13 protein-coding genes are annotated in these 17,208 nt (G+C 69.1%); 6 read left to right on the top strand and 7 right to left on the bottom strand.

What is annotated here, in order from left to right; all coding sequences use genetic code 11:
- The first annotated feature begins 109 nt into the window (after window positions 1-109).
- On the top strand, window positions 110-1,207 hold the full coding sequence (locus IMX13_RS02705) for a serine hydrolase domain-containing protein (protein ID WP_193395772.1): 1,098 nt from the start codon (window positions 110-112) through the stop codon (window positions 1,205-1,207).
- Here the strand turns inward: IMX13_RS02705 and IMX13_RS02700 are convergent.
- Both IMX13_RS02700 and IMX13_RS19010 read right to left on the bottom strand, forming a co-directional pair.
- Window positions 1,164-2,279: an SDR family oxidoreductase gene (locus tag IMX13_RS02700; RefSeq protein ID WP_193395703.1), complete on the bottom strand. Its 1,116-nt coding sequence runs from the start codon at window positions 2,277-2,279 to the stop codon at window positions 1,164-1,166. The two genes, IMX13_RS02705 and IMX13_RS02700, sit on opposite strands and share 44 nt — an antisense overlap.
- A gap of 34 nt (window positions 2,280-2,313) precedes the next feature.
- Complete coding sequence (locus tag IMX13_RS19010) at window positions 2,314-2,547, bottom strand: hypothetical protein (protein ID WP_053516095.1); 234 nt, start codon at window positions 2,545-2,547, stop codon at window positions 2,314-2,316.
- Window positions 2,548-2,698: 151 nt separating this feature from the next.
- On the opposite strand from IMX13_RS19010, the gene IMX13_RS02690 reads away from it, so the two are divergent.
- Window positions 2,699-3,007 carry a hypothetical protein gene (locus IMX13_RS02690; RefSeq protein WP_128987665.1) on the top strand — a complete coding sequence of 103 codons (309 nt, stop codon included), beginning with the start codon at window positions 2,699-2,701 and terminating at the stop codon, window positions 3,005-3,007.
- Here IMX13_RS02690 and IMX13_RS02685 read toward each other — a convergent pair.
- Window positions 2,985-4,040, bottom strand: coding sequence for a DNA topoisomerase IB (locus IMX13_RS02685; protein ID WP_193395702.1), 1,056 nt, complete (start codon window positions 4,038-4,040; stop codon window positions 2,985-2,987). The two genes, IMX13_RS02690 and IMX13_RS02685, sit on opposite strands and share 23 nt — an antisense overlap.
- Window positions 4,041-4,151: 111 nt before the next feature.
- On the opposite strand from IMX13_RS02685, the gene IMX13_RS02680 reads away from it, so the two are divergent.
- The 3 genes from IMX13_RS02680 (at window position 4,152) to IMX13_RS02670 (ending at window position 10,711) form a co-directional block, all read left to right on the top strand.
- The gene (locus IMX13_RS02680) at window positions 4,152-4,541 is read left to right on the top strand and encodes an I78 family peptidase inhibitor (RefSeq protein ID WP_053515984.1); all 390 of its coding nucleotides are present in this window, start codon (window positions 4,152-4,154) and stop codon (window positions 4,539-4,541) included.
- Between the two features lie 174 nt (window positions 4,542-4,715).
- The gene (gene gltB / locus IMX13_RS02675) at window positions 4,716-9,170 is read left to right on the top strand and encodes a glutamate synthase large subunit (RefSeq protein WP_053515986.1); all 4,455 of its coding nucleotides are present in this window, start codon (window positions 4,716-4,718) and stop codon (window positions 9,168-9,170) included.
- A 95-nt stretch (window positions 9,171-9,265) separates the two neighbouring features.
- The gene (locus IMX13_RS02670; protein ID WP_065182099.1) at window positions 9,266-10,711 is read left to right on the top strand and encodes an FAD-dependent oxidoreductase; all 1,446 of its coding nucleotides are present in this window, start codon (window positions 9,266-9,268) and stop codon (window positions 10,709-10,711) included.
- Here the strand turns inward: IMX13_RS02670 and IMX13_RS02665 are convergent.
- Window positions 10,697-13,030, bottom strand: a complete 2,334-nt coding sequence (locus tag IMX13_RS02665) for an ATP-binding protein (protein ID WP_227255243.1) — start codon at window positions 13,028-13,030, stop codon at window positions 10,697-10,699. The two genes, IMX13_RS02670 and IMX13_RS02665, sit on opposite strands and share 15 nt — an antisense overlap.
- 287 nt (window positions 13,031-13,317) lie before the next feature.
- On the opposite strand from IMX13_RS02665, the gene IMX13_RS02660 reads away from it, so the two are divergent.
- Entirely contained in the window at window positions 13,318-14,193 is an 876-nt protein-coding gene (locus tag IMX13_RS02660) for a methylglyoxal synthase (RefSeq protein WP_065174107.1), read from the top strand.
- Between the two features lie 92 nt (window positions 14,194-14,285).
- Here the strand turns inward: IMX13_RS02660 and adhP are convergent, their stop codons facing one another.
- From adhP to IMX13_RS02645, 3 genes are all read right to left on the bottom strand, one after another.
- A complete protein-coding gene (adhP, locus tag IMX13_RS02655; RefSeq protein WP_065174106.1) occupies window positions 14,286-15,314 on the bottom strand; it encodes an alcohol dehydrogenase AdhP in 1,029 nt (342 codons plus the stop codon).
- Window positions 15,315-15,408: 94 nt separating this feature from the next.
- Window positions 15,409-16,047 (bottom strand): bifunctional 4-hydroxy-2-oxoglutarate aldolase/2-dehydro-3-deoxy-phosphogluconate aldolase, encoded by a 639-nt coding sequence (gene eda, locus IMX13_RS02650; RefSeq protein ID WP_164151510.1) that lies wholly within the window; start codon window positions 16,045-16,047, stop codon window positions 15,409-15,411.
- Complete coding sequence (locus tag IMX13_RS02645) at window positions 16,034-17,059, bottom strand: sugar kinase (protein WP_319637160.1); 1,026 nt, start codon at window positions 17,057-17,059, stop codon at window positions 16,034-16,036. Before IMX13_RS02645 ends, eda begins: the two co-directional genes overlap by 14 nt.
- Between the last annotated feature and the right edge of the window lie 149 nt (window positions 17,060-17,208).

Here is a 17,208-nt window from a genome sequence, read left to right as displayed (position 1 = left end):
CCCGAAATTCACAACGGCGGCATCTAAACCCTCCTGCTGCCTGCTGCATCCCATCCGCACATCCCGCCGGGAACAACCCATGTTCCGCCCATCGCTCCCCCTTCTGCTCCTGCTGCTTGCTGCTCTGCCCCTCTCGCCGGCGTCAGCCAGCCCGGAGCCGGCGAACGAACAGGCTCGCCGCCTGATCCGCCAGACATTGCAGGACGAGCGCATTCCAGGCCTGCAGATCGCAGTGGTCAAGGACGGCCAGGTCGTGCTGTCCGAAGCGTTCGGCTTGGCCAACGTGGAAAACGGCGTGCCCGCCACACGCAGCACGCGATTCCCGTTGAACTCCGCCACCAAGGCCTTTACCGGCGTCGCCGCCGCACAGCTGGCGCAGCAGGGCCGGCTGGATCTGGATGCACCGTTGTCGCGCTATCTGGATGCGCTTCCGTCCGCCTGGCAGACGGTGCGCGTACGTCAACTGCTGGCCCACACCTCCGGCCTGCCGGACATCCTTGACGCGCGCGGGCTGCTGGGCGGAGGCACCGAGGCACAGGCCTGGCAGGCCGTGACCGCACAGCCGATGGATGCAGCACCTGGCCAGCGTTTCGCCTACAACCAGACCAACTATCTGCTCCTGGCGCGGATCATCGCGCGGCAGTCGGGCATGCCCTACGACCGCTTCCTGGCCAGCCGGCAGTTCGGCGCCGCTGGCATGGAACGCACCACCTTCGGCGACAGTTACGACCTGATCCCCGACGCCGCCACGATGTACAGCCTGGCCCCGCGCGCGACCGAAGCCGCCGATACTCCGCCACGGCTGTCGCACTGGTTCTACGACGTGCCGCCCAGCCTGTGGTCCGGCGGCGGCATCCTTACCACCGCCGATGACACCGCGCGCTGGCTGGTCGCACTGCTGGACGGGCGACTGCTGCGCGAGGACGGGCGCACACGGATGTGGACCGCCGAGCCGCTGGCCGATGGCAGGGCGGGCCCGTGGTCTGCCGGCTGGCCAGTACTGCAGGGTGCGCCGGACCGGCAGGTGGCCGGCATCGGTGGCGCGCGCTCGGCCTTCGTCGTCTACCCTGACCGCGGCATCGCCGTGGTGGTGCTCACCAACCTGGTCGGCGCCAACCCGCAGCGCTTCATTCCGCGCATCGCCGATCTGTATGCGCCCCCGGTCAGCCCCGCGGGCCGCCCATCACCGGCAGGATCACCCCGCTGATGTAGCTGGCACAGGCCGGTGACGCCAGGAACACATAGGCCGGAGACAGCTCCTCCGGCTGTGCCGGGCGCCCCATGTCACTGTCCTTGCCGAACTCGGCCACGTCGGGGGCCTGCTTGTCCGCAGGATTGAGCGGCGTCCACACCGGGCCGGGGGCCACGCAGTTGACCCGGATGCCACGCGGCAGCAGCTGGCTGGCCAAGGCTTTGGTGAAAGCGTGGATCGCTCCCTTGGTCGCCGAATAGTCGATCAGCGCCTTGCTGCCGAAGAGGCCGGTTTCCGAACCCGTGTTGATGATGCTGGCGCCCTCGCCCAGGTGTGGCAGCACGGCCCGTGCCATCTGCACGTAGCCGCCGATATTGGTCTGCAGCGTCTCCTGCAGATGCTCGTCCTCCAGGTCCTCCAGGCGCTCGCAGTGCAGCTGGAAGGCGGCGTTGTTGACCAGGATGTCGACGCCCCCGAAGGCCTTGGCGACCTGCTTCACCGCCTTGTTGCAGAAACGCGGATCGCGCACGTCGCCCGCAATCACCACGCAGCGTCCGCCCTCGCTCTCCACATGCTGGCGGGTGATCTCGGCATCCTCGGCCTCATCAAGGTGCAGCACCGCCACGTCCGCCCCCTCGCGCGCGAACAGGACAGCGACGGCGCGTCCGATCCCGGAATCGCCGCCGGTGACGATCGCGCGCATGCCCTGCAGCTTGCCGCTGCCGACGTAGTCCGGTGCCAGGAAGCGCGGGGCCAGGTCCAGTTCGTGCTCATGTCCCGGCTTGGCCAGGTGCTGGGCGGGCAGGGTTTCCGGCTGGCGTCGCGTGCCCGCCTGGGTTGCCTTCTTCCTGGTCGCCTTCTTCGCCGCACGCGCATCCTTGGCCTTTTCCTGGTCCTGCAGGCGTCGCTGGCGGGCCGCAACCCGGGCGGCACGTGGATCACCGGCGGCGGCCTTGCGGGTTGCCGTCTTCACCACGCGGGAGCGTTCGGCCGCTGCTGCGGCGCTGCCCTCGGCAGCTGCCTTCGTACCCTTGCGTACTTTGGGCGACGCCTTGCGGCGGGCGGGAACCTTCTTGCTCGTAGCCATGCGGTCTCCTTCAGGTGTGGGGAATGGGGTGGGCTCAGGCGCGATCGGCAACGCCCTGCACGCCGGCATGGCCAGCGCAGTGCGCACAGCAGAAGATCTGCCCGTTGCCTTCGACGCCGTGGCCGATCACGGTGCAGTTGCAGTGCGCACAGCGTGGCGCGAAGGCGTGGATCGCGCATTCGAACGAGTCGAACGTGCCGCTGCGCCCGCCCTGCTGCAGGGTGAAACTCTTGTCGTAGTCGTTGCCGCATACATCACAGGTGGCCATGTCATACCTCCGTGGCGTGCCAGTACATGCAGTGTGGCCATCGCCGCTGTCGGCGACAGTGAATGCACCGTGTCCCGCATGTGCACGCCGTTCATGCCGCCACCACGCCGCGCGCGGCACGCTGGCGTCCTCATCACCATGGAGCAGGATCATGATCCGCGCATTCAGCGTAGCCGCACTGACCTTTGCCGTCGCCGCATGCAGCAGCACGCCAATCGCACAGGTTCAACCGATCGACGGCGTGATTTCCGGCCAGTGCCACAGCGACATGGTGCGCGGCGCCGTCGGCCTGGCAGCATCGGCGGCCACCGTTGAACGTGCACGCGTGGACAGCGACAGCCTGCACGTGCAGGTGCTGCGCCACGACGGTCCGCGTGTTCCGCCCGCCAGCGAAGGCGGTGATCGCCTGACCATCGAGAAGGGACGCACCAACAACATCACGGCGATCTACTGCGGCTGAGCCGGCGTGCCCGCCGCAGTACACGCAACGTGGCCTGTTCCCACTGCCGCGGGCCGCGCAGGCCCGCCAGCGCGGTGAGTTCGCCACGCTCCCAGCCGGCGAACACACAGGGATCGATGTATGCCCTGCGGCACACCGCAGGGGTGTTGCCCAGACGCGCGGCAACCTGGCAGACCACCTCGCGCTGCGCTGCGGCCAGTGCGCGCTGGCTGGCGGGCTCGGGCAGCGCGGTGGCAGCCAGTGCCTGCACCGCCGCCACCGTGCCGCCCCAGGTACGGAAATCCTTGGCGGTGAAGTCCTCACCCATCACATCGCGCAGGTACTCGTTCACTGCGCCGGAATCGACCGGCTGCACCTGGCCATCATCGTCGCGGTACTGGAACAACGACTGCCCCGGCAGCTGCTGCAACCGTCGCACCATCTGGCCCAGGCGGCGGTCGCCCACCGTCACCTCCTGCAGTTGGCCGGACTTGCCCCGGAACCGCATGCGTACCCGCCCGCCGCGAAGCAGCTCGAGGTGGCGGTTGCGCAGGGTGGTCAGCCCGAACGAGCGGTTCTCGCGGGCGTAGGTCTCATTGCCGATCCGTACCAGCGTATCGGCCAGCAGCGCCACCACCACGGCCAGCACCTTGGTCCGCGGAAATCCGGACTGCCGCAGGTCGCGTGCCAGCCGCCGCCGCAGCGTGGGCAGTGCCTCGCCGAACGCAATGATCCGATCGAACTTGCCGGCATCGCGCACCTTCGCCCAGTCAGCGTGATACCGGTACTGCTTGCGGCCACGCGCATCGCGGCCGGTCGCCTGCAGGTGGCCGTTGGCATGCGCACAGATCCATACCGCGGTGTAAGCCGGGGGAATGGCCAATGCGCGGATACGCCGCAGCGTGGCCGCATCGCGCACTGCGTGGCCGTCAGCATCACGGTAACGGAAGCCTTTGCCTGCACGCAGCCGGGTGAAGCCCGGTTGGGTGTCATCAACGTAGCGCAGGCCGGCCGCGCGCGCCGCCGCGCGCTCGGGTGTGGGGGACGTGGGCATGCCAGCAGTGTGGCGATCGACATGACGCGGCCGCGTCAATAACGCAAGACAAACACGTGAGGATGGGTTCGCGGCTATGCTCCGGCTTTCACAGTCCCTTCCGGAGTCATGATGTCGTTCCCGATTCGCGCCCGTTCGCTCTCCGCCCTGCTGCTGCCGGCCGTGCTGGCCTTGTCCGCCTGCCAGGCGCCGGCGCTGGATGAACAGGATTCGGCCACGGCCCACGCCCAGCAGGCCGCCGAAGCCGCCAAGGCACCGGCCGATGAAGCCGGCAAGGCCACCGAGGCACCGCCGGTGGGCACCTGCGACGCCAGCCAGGTACAGAGCCTGGTCGGCCAGGCCTACACCGATGCGCTGGGCAAGCAGGCCCAGGAAGATGCCGGTGCTCAGCAGGTGCGCGTGCTGCACCCCAATGACGCGACCACGATGGAGTTCCTGGGCGACCGCCTGAACATCGAAGTGGACGCCAAGGACGTGGTCAGCGGCGTCCGCTGCGGCTGATCCCGGCCCGCGCCGGCGGATCACCGCCGGCGCTTTCCGTTGCACCTGCAACCGTGTATTGCGGCGCTGCAGCAACCTGTGCTTTATTCGAGGCATCCGGTGGCCTCACGATGCGCTCCAGGGATTGGGCGGGCTTGAGTGTCCCCGCTCATTTCATTCCGCATCGAGGTAGAGATGGCCCCCCGCAACCGCCAAGGGCTTTACGACCCGCGCTCCGAGCGCGATGCCTGTGGATTCGGCATGGTCGCGCAGCTCGACGACCAGCCGTCGCGCCTGCTGGTGGATACCGCCATCGCCGCGCTTTCACGGATGACCCATCGTGGTGGCGTCGCCGCTGACGGGCTCACCGGTGATGGCTGCGGGCTGCTGCTGCGTCGCCCCGATGCATTCCTGAAACTGCTGGCCAGCGAAGCGGGCATCACCGTGGCCACCCGCTTCGCGGCGGGCCTGGTGTTCCTTCCGCACGACGCCGACGCCGCGCAGGCCTGCCGGACGCAGCTGCAGGTGCAGCTTGAAGCGGTGGGCTGCCGCGTGGCGGGCTGGCGCGAGGTTCCCATCGACGACAGTGTCTGCGGCCAGCTCGCGCGCGATACGCTGCCGCGCATCGAGCAGGTGTTCGTCGATGCCGGTGTCGGCCAGGACGGCACCGGCTTCGCCCTGGCGCTGTACCTCGCACGCCGTCGCAGCGAACAGCAGCTGCGCGACCATGGCGATTTCTACGTCACCACGCTCACCCCGGATGCGATCAGCTACAAGGGCATGGTCCTGCCGGACAAGCTCAGCCGCTTCTATCCGGACCTGCAGCGGCGCGAGCTGGCCTCCAGCGCGATCGTGTTCCACCAGCGCTTCTCCACCAACACGCTGCCGCGCTGGCCGCTGGCGCATCCGTTCCGCCTGCTCGCGCACAACGGCGAGATCAACACCATCGAGGGCAACCGTCGCTGGGCGCAGGCGCGCAGCAAGGTGTGGAAGACACCGCGCTTCGACATCGCCGAGTTCGATCCGGTGATCTCCATGCATGGTTCGGACTCGCAGAGCCTGGACAACATGCTGGAACTGATGGTCGCCGGCGGCATGGAATTGATCCAGGCGCTGCGCATCCTGGTGCCACCGGCGACGCAGTCGCTGGAGTTCAAGGATCCGGACCTGGCCGCGTTCTACGAGTTCCATGGCCTCAACAGCGAGCCCTGGGACGGCCCGGCCGGCATCGTCGCCTGCGACAGCCGCTATGCGGTGTGTACGCTGGACCGCAACGGCCTGCGCCCGGCGCGCTGGATGCTGACCGCCGACCGCCACTTCCTGGTCGCCTCCGAAGCGGGCGTGTGGGAAGTGCCGACCGAGCGCGTGGTACGCAAGGGCAAGCTCGGCCCCGGTGAAATGGTGGCCATCGACCTCAAGCGCGGCGACCTGCTCGATTCGGACGCGGTGGACCGCATCAACCGCGGCCGCGCACCGTACAAGCAGTGGCTGCAGCAGGGCGTGACCTACCTGCAGACCGAACTGATCGATCCTTCGCTGGTGGAGGAGCCCTTCGACGAGGGCACCCTGCGCAGTTACCACAAGCTGTACCAGCTCAGCAGCGAGGAGGTGGAGCAGGTGCTGCGCCCGCTGGCCGAGACCGAGCAGGAAGCCACCGGCTCGATGGGCGATGACACGCCGATGGCGGTACTGAGCCAGCGCAGCCGGCCGCTGTACGACTATTTCCGGCAGGCATTCGCGCAGGTCACCAATCCGCCGATCGATCCGCTGCGCGAAGACTGCGCCATGTCCCTGTCCACCCAGCTCGGCAAGGAGACCAACATCTTCCATGCCGGCCCGGAGACGGTGAACCACGTCATCCTCAACTCGCCGGTATTGAGCCAACGCAAGCTGCGCCAGCTGCTGAAGATGGACCAGTATCTGCAGGCCAACCGCCTGCTCGACCTGTCCTACAGCGAGGAAGAAGGGCTGCGCAACGGCATCGAGCGCATCTGTGCGGAGGCCGAACGCGCCGCACGCGAAGGCATGGTGATGCTGCTGCTGTCCGACCGCTATCCGGTGGCCGGGCGACCGATGGTGCACGCCCTGCTGGCCACCAGTGCGGTGCATCATCACCTCTCGCGGCTGGGGCTGCGCTGCGACGTCAACCTGATCGTCGAGACCGGCACTGCGCGCGACCCGCACCATATGGCCTGCCTGCTCGGCTTCGGGGCCACCGCGGTGTACCCGTATCTTGCCTACCAGACCCTGTTCGACCTCGGCCGGCGCGGCATCCTCAAGCTCAGCAAGGGCGGTGAGCAGTCGCAGATCGGCCGCCGCTACCGCAAGGGCGTCTACAAGGGCCTGTCGAAAATCATCTCGAAGATGGGCATCTGTACCGTGGCCAGCTACCGCGGCGCGCAGCTGTTCGAGATCATCGGCCTGGAGCCGGAAGTGGTCGCGCTGTGCTTCCCCGACACCGCCTCGCGCATCGGCGGCGCCGGCTTCGCGCGGCTGGATGCCGATGCGCGCGAACTGTGCGCGCAGGCCTGGGATGCACAGCAGGATGTCGATGTCGGCGGCCTGCTGAAGTACGTGCACGGCGGCGAGTACCACATGTACAACCCGGACGTGGTCACCACCCTGCAGCGCGCGGCGCGCAGTGGTGATGCCCGCGCCTGGCAGCAGTACTGCGATGCCGTGCATGCCCGGCCGCCATCGGCGTTGCGTGACCTGCTGCAGCTGGTGCCGGCGCCGACACCCACGCCGCTGGACGAGGTGGCGCCGGCCAGCGAACTGTTCCCGCGCTTCGACACCGCCGCGATCAGCCTCGGCGCGCTGTCGCCGGAAGCGCATGAGGCACTGGCCATCGCGATGAACCGCCTCGGCGGCCGCAGCAATTCCGGCGAAGGTGGCGAAGACCCGGCCCGCTACGGCACCCCACGGCGCAGCAAGATCAAGCAGGTGGCGTCGGGTCGCTTCGGTGTCACCGCCGAGTATCTGGTCAATGCCGAGGTGCTGCAGATCAAGGTCGCGCAGGGCGCCAAGCCCGGCGAAGGCGGCCAGCTGCCGGGGCACAAGGTCAACGAGCTGATCGCCCGCCTGCGCTACGCGCGGCCGGGCATCGGCCTGATCTCGCCGCCACCGCACCACGACATCTATTCCATCGAGGACCTGGCGCAGCTCATCTACGATCTCAAGCAGGTCAACCCGACCGCGCTGGTATCGGTGAAGCTGGTCAGCCATGCCGGCGTCGGCACCATCGCCGCCGGCGTGGTCAAGGCCGGCGCGGACCTGATCACCATCTCCGGCCACGACGGCGGCACCGGTGCCTCGCCGGTCAGCTCGATCCGCTACGCCGGTGTGCCGTGGGAACTGGGCGTGGCCGAAGCGCACCAGGCGCTGCTGGCCAACGACCTGCGCGGGCGCACCCTGCTGCAGACCGATGGTGGCCTGAAGACCGGCCTGGACGTGGTCAAGGCCGCGCTGCTGGGTGCGGACAGCTTCGGCTTCGGCACCGCGCCGATGATCGTGCTGGGCTGCAAGTACCTGCGCATCTGCCACCTCAACAACTGCGCCACCGGCGTGGCCACCCAGGACGAACGCCTGCGCGAGAACCACTTCACCGGCCAGCCCGAGCGCGTGGAGAATTTCTTCCGCCTGCTGGCCGAGGAAGTGCGTGGCTGGCTGTCGTACCTGGGCGCGCGTTCGCTGGAGGAGATCGTCGGCCGCACCGACCTGCTGCGGCAGATCGAGGCCGCACCGCGCGATGGCGTGCGCGTGGACCTGTCGCGCCTGCTGGCAGATGCGCGCTACGAAGGCAGCCACTGCGCGGCGCAGCGCCTGTACGAATCGCCGGACAGCCTGGCCACGCAGATGGATGGCCTGCTGGCGGACGCGATCGAACAGCGCAGGGGGGGCGAACATCGCTTCCTGATCCACAACACCGACCGCAGCATCGGCACCCGCCTGGCCGGCGCGGTGGCGCGCGCGCACGGCAACCAGGGCATGGCCGACGCCCCCCTGGAGCTGCGCTTCCGTGGCAGCGCCGGACAGAGCTTCGGCGCCTTCAATGTCGGCGGCCTGCATCTGGAAGTGGAGGGCGAAGCCAACGACTACGTCGGCAAAGGCATGGCCGGCGGCCGCCTGGTGGTACGTCCGCCGCGCGGCGCGCGGTTCGAGGCGCGCAGCACTGCGATCATCGGCAACACCTGCCTGTATGGCGCCACCGGTGGCGAGCTGTTCGCCGCCGGACGTGCCGGCGAGCGCTTCGCGGTCCGCAATTCCGGTGCGCTCGCGGTCGTGGAAGGCGCCGGCGATCACTGCTGCGAGTACATGACCGACGGCGTGGTGCTGGTGCTGGGCAAGGTCGGCCTGAACTTCGGTGCCGGCTTCACCGGGGGGCTGGCCTACGTGCTGGATGTGGACCGCGACTTCGTGGACCGTTACAACCACGAGCTGATCGACATCCATCGCGTATCCGCCGAAGGCTTCGAGAACTACCGCCAGCACCTGCACCGCCTGATCGGCCGCCATCGCGAACTGACCGGCAGCATCTGGGCGCAGCAGATCCTGGACGAGTTCCGCGATTACATCGGCAAGTTCTGGCTGGTCAAACCGAAGGCCGCCAGCATCGAATCGCTGACCGAGACCCTTCGACGCGCGGCGTAAGCGCCTCCGGCGCGCCGCCCGCAACCGGCGCGCGCCTGCTCCCTCACCGCAGTAGTGCCGGCCTCTGGCCGGCCATCGAAATCACAGAGCCCGCCATGAGCCGCAAGCACGCCTTCCAGTTCCTCGATCTGCCCCGCACCATGCCGCAGCGCATTCCGGTTGAACTGCGCACCTCCGGCGACTGGGGCGAGCTGTACGGAAAGTTCGGCAAGGAGGATGCGCAGTACCAGGCCGGGCGCTGCCTGGACTGCGGCAACCCTTACTGCAGCTGGAAATGCCCGGTACACAACGCCATTCCACAGTGGCTGCAGCTGGTGCAGGAGAACCGCATCCACGAGGCCGCCACGCTGTGCCACAGCACCAATCCGCTGCCGGAAGTGTGCGGCCGGGTCTGCCCGCAGGATCGCCTGTGCGAAGGCAGCTGCACCCTGGAGGAATTCGGTGCGGTGACCATCGGTGCGGTGGAGAAGTACATCGTCGATACAGCACTCGCCAGCGGCTGGCGTCCGGACCTGGGTGCCGTGCAGCCCACCGGCCACAGCGTGGCGGTGATCGGTGCCGGTCCGGCGGGTCTGGCCTGTGCCGATCGCCTGGCCCGGGCCGGCATCACCGCCGTGGTGTACGACCGCTACGAGCAGATCGGCGGCCTGCTGCAGTTCGGCATCCCCAGCTTCAAGCTGGACAAGGACGTCATCCATCGTCGCCGCGAGGTGCTCGAAGGGATGGGCGTGCAGTTCCGCCTGGGCGTGGAGATCGGCCGCGACATCAGCGTGCAGCAGCTGCTGGACAGCCACGACGCGGTGTTCGTCGGCACCGGGGCCTACCGCTACACCGACGGCGGCCTGCCGGGCCAGGACCTGAAGGGGGTGCTGCCGGCCCTGCCGTTCCTGGTGCAGAACAGCCGCATCGTCGGCGGCGATGACCCGCAGGGTCGACCGATCGCCGGCTGGGAGGACCAGATCGCCCTGCCCGACCTCAACGGCAAGCGCGTGGTCGTGCTCGGCGGCGGCGACACCGGCATGGACTGCGTGCGCAGCGCGGTGCGGCTCGGCGCAGCCAAGGTCACCTGCGCGTACCGTCGCGACGAGGCCAACATGCCCGGCAGCGCGCGTGAAGTCGCCAATGCGCGCGAGGAAGGCGTGCGCTTCCTGTTCAACCGGCAGCCGCTGTCGATCGAGGCCGGCGCCGACGACGAAGCGATCGGCGTGACCGTGGTTGAAACCCGGTTGGGTGAGGCCGACGCCCAGGGACGCCGCAACGCGGTGCCGATCGAGGGCAGCGAGTCGCTGCTGGAGGCGGACGTGGTCATCATCGCCTTCGGTTTCGCGCCGAGCGTTCCGGCCTGGCTGGCCGAACACGGTGTGCAGGGCCAGGCGAACGGTCGCATCGTTGCCGGCGGCAAGGACCGGCTGCCCTTCCAGACCGCGCATCCGCGCCTGTTCGCCGGCGGTGATGCGGTACGCGGCGCCGACCTGGTGGTAACCGCTGTGGCTGAAGGCCGCGACGCCGCTGCCAGCATCGTCCGTCTACTGTCCAACTGAGCCGGGTTCCATTGCCGGCAGTACGTCGGCCAGCGTCGCGCGCAACCCCTGGGTGTCGACCGGCTTGGCCAGGAACCGGTCGATGCCGGCGGCACGACAGGCCTCGCGCGTGCTCTCCAGCACGCTGGCCGTCAGCGCGATGATCGGCACCCGTGCACGCGAAGGGCAGGGGTCTTCGCGGATCGCACGCGCCAGCGCGAACCCGTCCATGCCGGGCATGTGGCAATCGGTAACGACAACATCGAAGCCCTGCGCCCGCCATGCCGCCAGCGCCTGCAGGCCATCGGCAGTGGCGTGCACCTGCAGGCCCAGCTCGCGCAGCCGCTGCACCAGCAGTTGCAGGTTGGTCGGGTGGTCCTCGGCCACCAGCACCCGTGCCGCAGGCAGTCGCGCGACCACCTCGGCCATGGCCGGCACCGCCTCCAGTGGCGCCAGGCAGCTGGCGAACTCCAGGTCGAACCAGATGCGCGTGCCCTTGCCCGGCGAGCTTTGCAGCTGCAGCTCGCCGCCCATCGAGGCCACCAGGTCCCGGCAGATGGCCAGGCCCAGGCCGCTGCCGCCGAACCGGCGCCCCGTCGACGGCTCGGCCTGGATGTAATCGGCGAACACGGCCTGCTGCCGCTCGGGACTGATGCCTACGCCACTGTCGCTCACCTGCAGGCGCAGGCATTGTCCTGCCGCCTGCGTCCGCAGCACCCGCAGCCGCAGTTCCACACCTCCGTGCAGGGTGAACTTCAGTGCGTTGCCCACCAGGTTGAACAGGACCTGGCGCACGCGCAGGCCATCGGCCAGCAGCCACCGCTGCAGCGCAGGATCAAGCACGCACCGCAGGTGCAACGCACGGCTGGCCGCCATCGGTGCCAGCAGCTGCTGCACGGCCGTGGCCAGCGCACCCATGTCGGTGGCACGCAGCTGCAACGGCAGCGCCTGCAACCGATGACTGTCGAGCACATCATCGAGAATCTGCCGCAGCATCTGCGCGGCCACATCGACGGTGGACAGGACCTGCCGCTGGCACGGGTCCAGGGGGCTGTCCGCCAGGCATTCGAGCATGCCCAGCAGCGTGCTCATCGGTGTGCGGATCTGGTGGCTCATGGTGGCCAGGAAGTGCGTCTTCGCCGCTGCAGTCTCTTCGGCCTGATGGCGTGCCCCGGCCAGGGCACGGGTGCGTGCCTGCGCCTGGCTGACGTCCATCCAGTAGCCACTCCACTCGATGTCGTCGCTCTCGCCCGGCAACGGCCTGCCATGCGAACGGATCCAGCGCCAGCCATGGGGACCCAGCGTGCGGAAGGTGATGTCGATCGGCGCACGGGCCCGCGCTGCGGCTTCCAGATGATCCAGCACCGGCTTGCGATCGTCGACATGCACCGCCGCCATGAGCCGGCGATGGTCCAGCCGCACACTGTCCAGACTCATGCCGAACAGCGACTGCACGTCGCCGGCGACCAGCGGCAGGCTGTAGTCGCCCTCGCCGCTGCGGCGCGCCCGGTAGACCACCGCAGGCAGGTTGGCGGTCACTTCCTGCAGTCGCTGTTCCAGCGCGCGGCGCTGGCTGCTTTCGCGATGCAGCCTCCAGTAGCCGAAGGCATACACCAGGATCAGCGCCAGCGCGACCAGCAGCACCGGCACCAGCCAGCGCAACGGCGACCGTGCGGGCGGCGCGCGTGCTCCGCTGGGCGCCCACGTCGCACGGAGCGCGTCGCGCTGCACGTCGTCCAGTTCCTGCAGCACGGTGTCGAAGGCGGCGACGGTGGCCGCACAGGCCGGCGCAGCCGCCAGCACCCAGGCATCATCGAAGCCGGCCGGCGCGGCGATCACCAGGGCATCGCTGCCGGGCCTGCGCAATGCGGCTTCCACTTCGGCCAACGTGGCAACTACCGCGTCGACCTGGCCGATGGCCAGCAGCTGCAGCGCATGATCGAGCGCGTCGACCTGCAGCAGCCATGCGCCCGGCGCCTGCTCACGCAGGTGGGCCGCCAGTGGCACCGTGTCGAGGCTGGCGACGCGGCGGCCGCGCAGACCGCCCAGTCCCTGCAGTGGCGTGTCGTTGCGACGGCGCACGATCACCTGTGACAGCTGCAGGTAGGGCCTGCTCACGACCCAGCCGTCGGGCACCTGCTCGCGCGGCCATCCCAGCACGGCCTGGGTACCGGCCGGCAGCGCCCCGACCGCGCCGGCCGCGGCGGGAAGCGGATGTGGACGCAGCGCGATCTGCTCGCCCAGCCGCCGCAGGTAGTCGGCAACCAGGCCGCCGGGCTGGCCCTGCGCGCTGAAGGACAGTGGCGGGCGGTCACTGGGCCAGGCCACGACCAGGGGCATGTCGCACCCGTCGGCCCGCGTGATCATGGGCCACAGCAACAGGGCAGGCAGCACGATGCGGGATCGCAGCCACGGGCAGGAGCGTGCAATGGATGCGGCCGCAGGGCCGGCGGCATTCACGATGGGCATCCTCGAATCGCAGGCGGAGACGACGGCCGCGCAGCGGTACCGCTCTGCCTGCCACGCTAGCGACGCACGGCACAGCAACAATGAGGAAAGTTGCAAAGCGCGCAGAATTGGCCATTCGCGACATAAACTGCCGCTTCTACCAGCCCACGGAGCGTTCGATGCGTATCGGCCTGGCCGCCAACCGGCTCCACCACCAGGATGCGCGCGCCGCCCTGTTCCGCTGGCTGCGTGCCTGCGAACCGGGCCTGCGCGAACTGGGCATCACGCTGCACGCTGTCGGCCGCACCCATGATGCGATCGGACGCCACGGCTTCCTCGACGGCTATGCCGGCCTCCATCGCTATCCCTACGGCCGCGAGGGCGGGCTGATGAAGCTGGTCGCCGAGGTGGTCGGCATGGGCCCGCAGCGCACGCTCGACGGTGCCATCTATCTGATCGATCCGGTCGATCCGTCCTCGGTGTTTCCCGAAGCGACCGCGCTCAAGCGGCAGTGCGTGATCCACGGCAAACCTTTCATTTCCACGGTCGCCACCGCACGCGACTGGATCGAGGTGGAGCGCGTGCACGCCGGCCTGCAGGCCGACGCCGGTGCCGACGATCTGCATGCCTTCGGTACCCAGACCCTGGCACTGATCGCGCACGATGCGATGAAGCCGGCGATGCTCGCCTTCGCCGACGAGCACTTCGACGTGCTGGCACGCTTCGGCGAGCGGGTGGCGACCGGGACCACCGGTCAGCGCCTCAACGAGCTGGCATGGAGCCGCGGCTGGCCCAGCGACACGCCCTGGGTGACGCGCTACCAGAGCGGACCGATGGGCGGCGACGCACAGATCGCCGACCGCGTGCTGGAGGGCCGTTGCCAGCGCGCCATCTTCTTCGAGGACCCGCACGTGGCACGCCAGCACGAGGCAGACATCCAGCTGCTGGAACGCGCGGTGACCACGGTGACCGACCAGGCGGTGTGCATCACGGCTCCGGTGGTGGCGGCGCGCTGGGCGACGGCTGCCGCCCGGCGCGCTGGGTCACAGCGCTGACCACCTGCGCAGCTGCGCCGGGCGCGCATCGATCGGCATGACCGCCGCACCCGTGGGAGAGGGTGCCGGGCCGCGGCGGCCATGCACGGGTGTCAGGCGGCCATGTCCAGTACCACGCGCCCGTCGATGGTGCCCGCGCGCATGCGTGCGAACACGTCGTTGATGTTCTCCAGGCGGTCGGTGCTGACCGTGGCCGCGACCTTGCCCTCGGCGGCGAACTGCAGCGACTCCTGCAGATCCAGCCGCGTGCCGACGATCGAACCGCGCACCGTCACGCCATTGAGGACCATGCCGAAGATGTCCAGCGGGAAGTTGCCCGGTGGCAGTCCGTTGAGCGAGACCGTGCCGCCCCGCCGGACCATGCCCAGCGCCTGCTCGAAGGCCTTGGGCGATACCGCGGTGACCAGCGCTCCGTGTGCGCCACCGATCTCCTTCTTCAGGAATGCTGCCGGATCGGTCGTGCGCGCGTTGACCGTGACCTGCGCGCCCAGCCGCCGCGCGAGTGCCAGCTTGCTGTCCTCCACGTCGATGGCAGCCACGTTCAGGCCCATCGCACGCGCGTACTGCACCGCCATGTGGCCCAGGCCACCGATGCCGGAGATCGCCACCCAGTCACCGGGCTTCGTGTCCGTCACCTTCAGGCCCTTGTAGACCGTCACGCCGGCGCACAGCACCGGCGCGATCTCGACGAAGCCCACCTCCTTCGGAAGCAGGCCGACATAGTTGGCATCGGCCAGTGCGAACTCGGCGAAGCCGCCGTTGACCGAGTAGCCGGTGTTGCGCTGCGTCTCGCACAGCGTTTCCCAGCCGCCCAGGCAGTGTTCGCAATGGCCACACGCCGAGTACAACCAGGGGATGCCGACCCTGTCGCCTTCCTTGACATGCCCGACCCCGCCGCCCACGGCCACGATGTGCCCCACGCCCTCGTGGCCGGGGATGAACGGCGGGTCCGGTTTCACCGGCCAGTCGCCCTCGGCGGCGTGCAGGTCGGTGTGGCAGACACCGCAGGCTTCGATCCTGACCAGCACCTCGCCCGCCCCCGGGCGCGGTACCGGAACTTCCTCGATGACCAGTGGGCTGCCGAACTCGCGAACGACAGCGGCCTTCATGGTTCTGTTCATGGGTTTTCCTCCGTCGTGCGCTTGCAGACAGAGTGACGCCGGCACGAGGCCGGCGCTTTGATCCCGATCAAATCCTGGGAGATTGCCTGCCGGTTCAGCCCGCCAGCACGGACGCCTCGCGTGCCAGGCGTTCGATCGCGCCCCAGTCGCGGGTCTGCAGCAAGGCCGCCGTGGTCAGCCATGAACCGCCCACGCACAGCACGTTCGGCAGGTGCAGGAACTGCGCCGCGGTCTGGGCGCTGATGCCACCGGTCGGGCAGAAGCGCACGTCGGCGAAGGGGCCGTGCCAGGCCGCCAGCAGTGCCGCGCCGCCGGCCTGCACCGCGGGGAAGAACTTGAAGGTATCCAGGCCATGCTCGAGGCCAAGGATCAGCTCGGACCCCGTGGCCACGCCCGGCAGATACGGCAGGTCGGCATCGCGCGCGGCCGCGTACAGCGTCGGCGTTGCGCCCGGCGACACCGCGAAGCGCGCACCTGCGGCCCTGGCCGCCTCCATCTGCGAAGGCGTCAGCACCGTTCCGGCCCCCACCACCGCGTCGGGTACGGCCTCGACCATTGCCCGGATGGCATCCATCGCACGGGGTGTGCGCAGGGTGACCTCGATCACCGGCAGACCGCCCCGGAACAGCGCCTGCGCCACCTGCACGGCATCGTCGACATCATCGGGGGTGAACACCGGAATCACCGGTGCCAGTTTCAGTACCGCGCGAACGCGCGGATCAGCGCCGGACATCGAATCGCTCCTCGCCCATCTGGGCCAGCACGTCAGCTTCGCTGACAGGATTGAAATCGCCGGGGATGGAATGCTTCAGTCCGCCGGCAGCCAGGCCGAAACGCACGGTGGCGTCGGCATCGAAGCCTGACAGGATGCCATGCAGGATGCCTGCCGCGAAGGCATCGCCGCCGCCGATGCGATCGATGATGCCGGTCAGCTGCCGCACGGGCGCCTGCGCACGCACGCCCTCACGGCCCAGCAGCAGGGCGCCCAGCGCATGATGGTCCACGCTCAGCGCCTGCCGTTGCGTGCATGCCAGCCATTGCAGCCGCGGGAACGCGGCGAATGCCGCCGCTGCGGCAGCGTCCACGCGCTCCACGGCGCCGGCCTGGGTAAAGCGCTGGCCCAGGATCACTTCGATATCGCGGTAGTCGGCGAACACAATGTCAGCCTGGTCGAACAGGGCATGCAGGATCGCCTGCGCGTCGCCGCCCCAGCGCTGCCACAGCGTGGGCCGGAAATTGCCGTCGAAGGAAACGCGCACGCCACTGGCACGCGCGGCGCATGCCGCCGCCAGCGTCGCCTCGGCCACCTGCGGCCCCAGCGCAGGGCTGACGCCGGACAGGTGCAGCCAGTCCGTGCCCTGCAGCAGCGCCGGCCAGTCATGATCGGCTGCAGTGCTGCGCGCGAAGGCTGAATCGGCCCGGTCGTACACCACCTCGCTGGCACGTTGCACCGCGCCGGTGGTGAGGAAGTACAGGCCCATGCGACCGTCCGCCACCTCGCGCACCGCCCGCGTATCGACGCCATGGCGGCGCAGTTCACCCAGTGCGTGCGCCCCCAGGGCATTGCCGGGCACCGTGCTGACCATGGCCACGTCATGTCCGAATCGGGACAGCGAGACACCCACGTTTGCTTCCGCCCCGCCCACGTGCACCTGCAGCTGCGGCGACTGCAGCAGCAGCTCGCGACCGGGCGCGCCGAGCCGCAGCAGCAGTTCCCCGAAACATACGATACGCCCCATCTCCACTCCTCCCCGCTTGCCGCCAGCATGTGAAACTGCACGGCGTGAATGTGTACCACGCGTCGGCGCGGCGTTTGGCCATCGGTGTCATTCTAGCCTTCCGATGCGCCCCACGCACCCGTAGGAACTGACGGAAGCATTGTCCTGCAAGCCTC

It is taken from the genome of Stenotrophomonas sp. B2 (genome assembly GCF_014947095.1).
Classification (GTDB): Bacteria; Pseudomonadota; Gammaproteobacteria; order Xanthomonadales; family Xanthomonadaceae; genus Stenotrophomonas; species Stenotrophomonas maltophilia_P.
Note: the sequence above shows the minus strand (reverse complement) of the source record. Positions and strands in the feature narration are given on the sequence as shown.

Coding starts and splice junctions, on each gene's coding strand:
- IMX13_RS02660 (WP_065174107.1), top strand. CDS start 13,318: ATGCGTATCGGCCTGGCCGCCAACCGGCTCCACCACCAGGATGCGCGC.
- IMX13_RS02690 (WP_128987665.1), top strand. CDS start 2,699: ATGATCCGCGCATTCAGCGTAGCCGCACTGACCTTTGCCGTCGCCGCA.
- gltB (WP_053515986.1), top strand. CDS start 4,716: ATGGCCCCCCGCAACCGCCAAGGGCTTTACGACCCGCGCTCCGAGCGC.
- IMX13_RS02665 (WP_227255243.1), bottom strand. CDS start 13,030: ATGCCCCTGGTCGTGGCCTGGCCCAGTGACCGCCCGCCACTGTCCTTC.
- IMX13_RS02680 (WP_053515984.1), top strand. CDS start 4,152: ATGTCGTTCCCGATTCGCGCCCGTTCGCTCTCCGCCCTGCTGCTGCCG.
- adhP (WP_065174106.1), bottom strand. CDS start 15,314: ATGAACAGAACCATGAAGGCCGCTGTCGTTCGCGAGTTCGGCAGCCCA.
- IMX13_RS02685 (WP_193395702.1), bottom strand. CDS start 4,040: ATGCCCACGTCCCCCACACCCGAGCGCGCGGCGGCGCGCGCGGCCGGC.
- IMX13_RS02700 (WP_193395703.1), bottom strand. CDS start 2,279: ATGGCTACGAGCAAGAAGGTTCCCGCCCGCCGCAAGGCGTCGCCCAAA.
- IMX13_RS19010 (WP_053516095.1), bottom strand. CDS start 2,547: ATGGCCACCTGTGATGTATGCGGCAACGACTACGACAAGAGTTTCACC.
- eda (WP_164151510.1), bottom strand. CDS start 16,047: ATGTCCGGCGCTGATCCGCGCGTTCGCGCGGTACTGAAACTGGCACCG.
- IMX13_RS02670 (WP_065182099.1), top strand. CDS start 9,266: ATGAGCCGCAAGCACGCCTTCCAGTTCCTCGATCTGCCCCGCACCATG.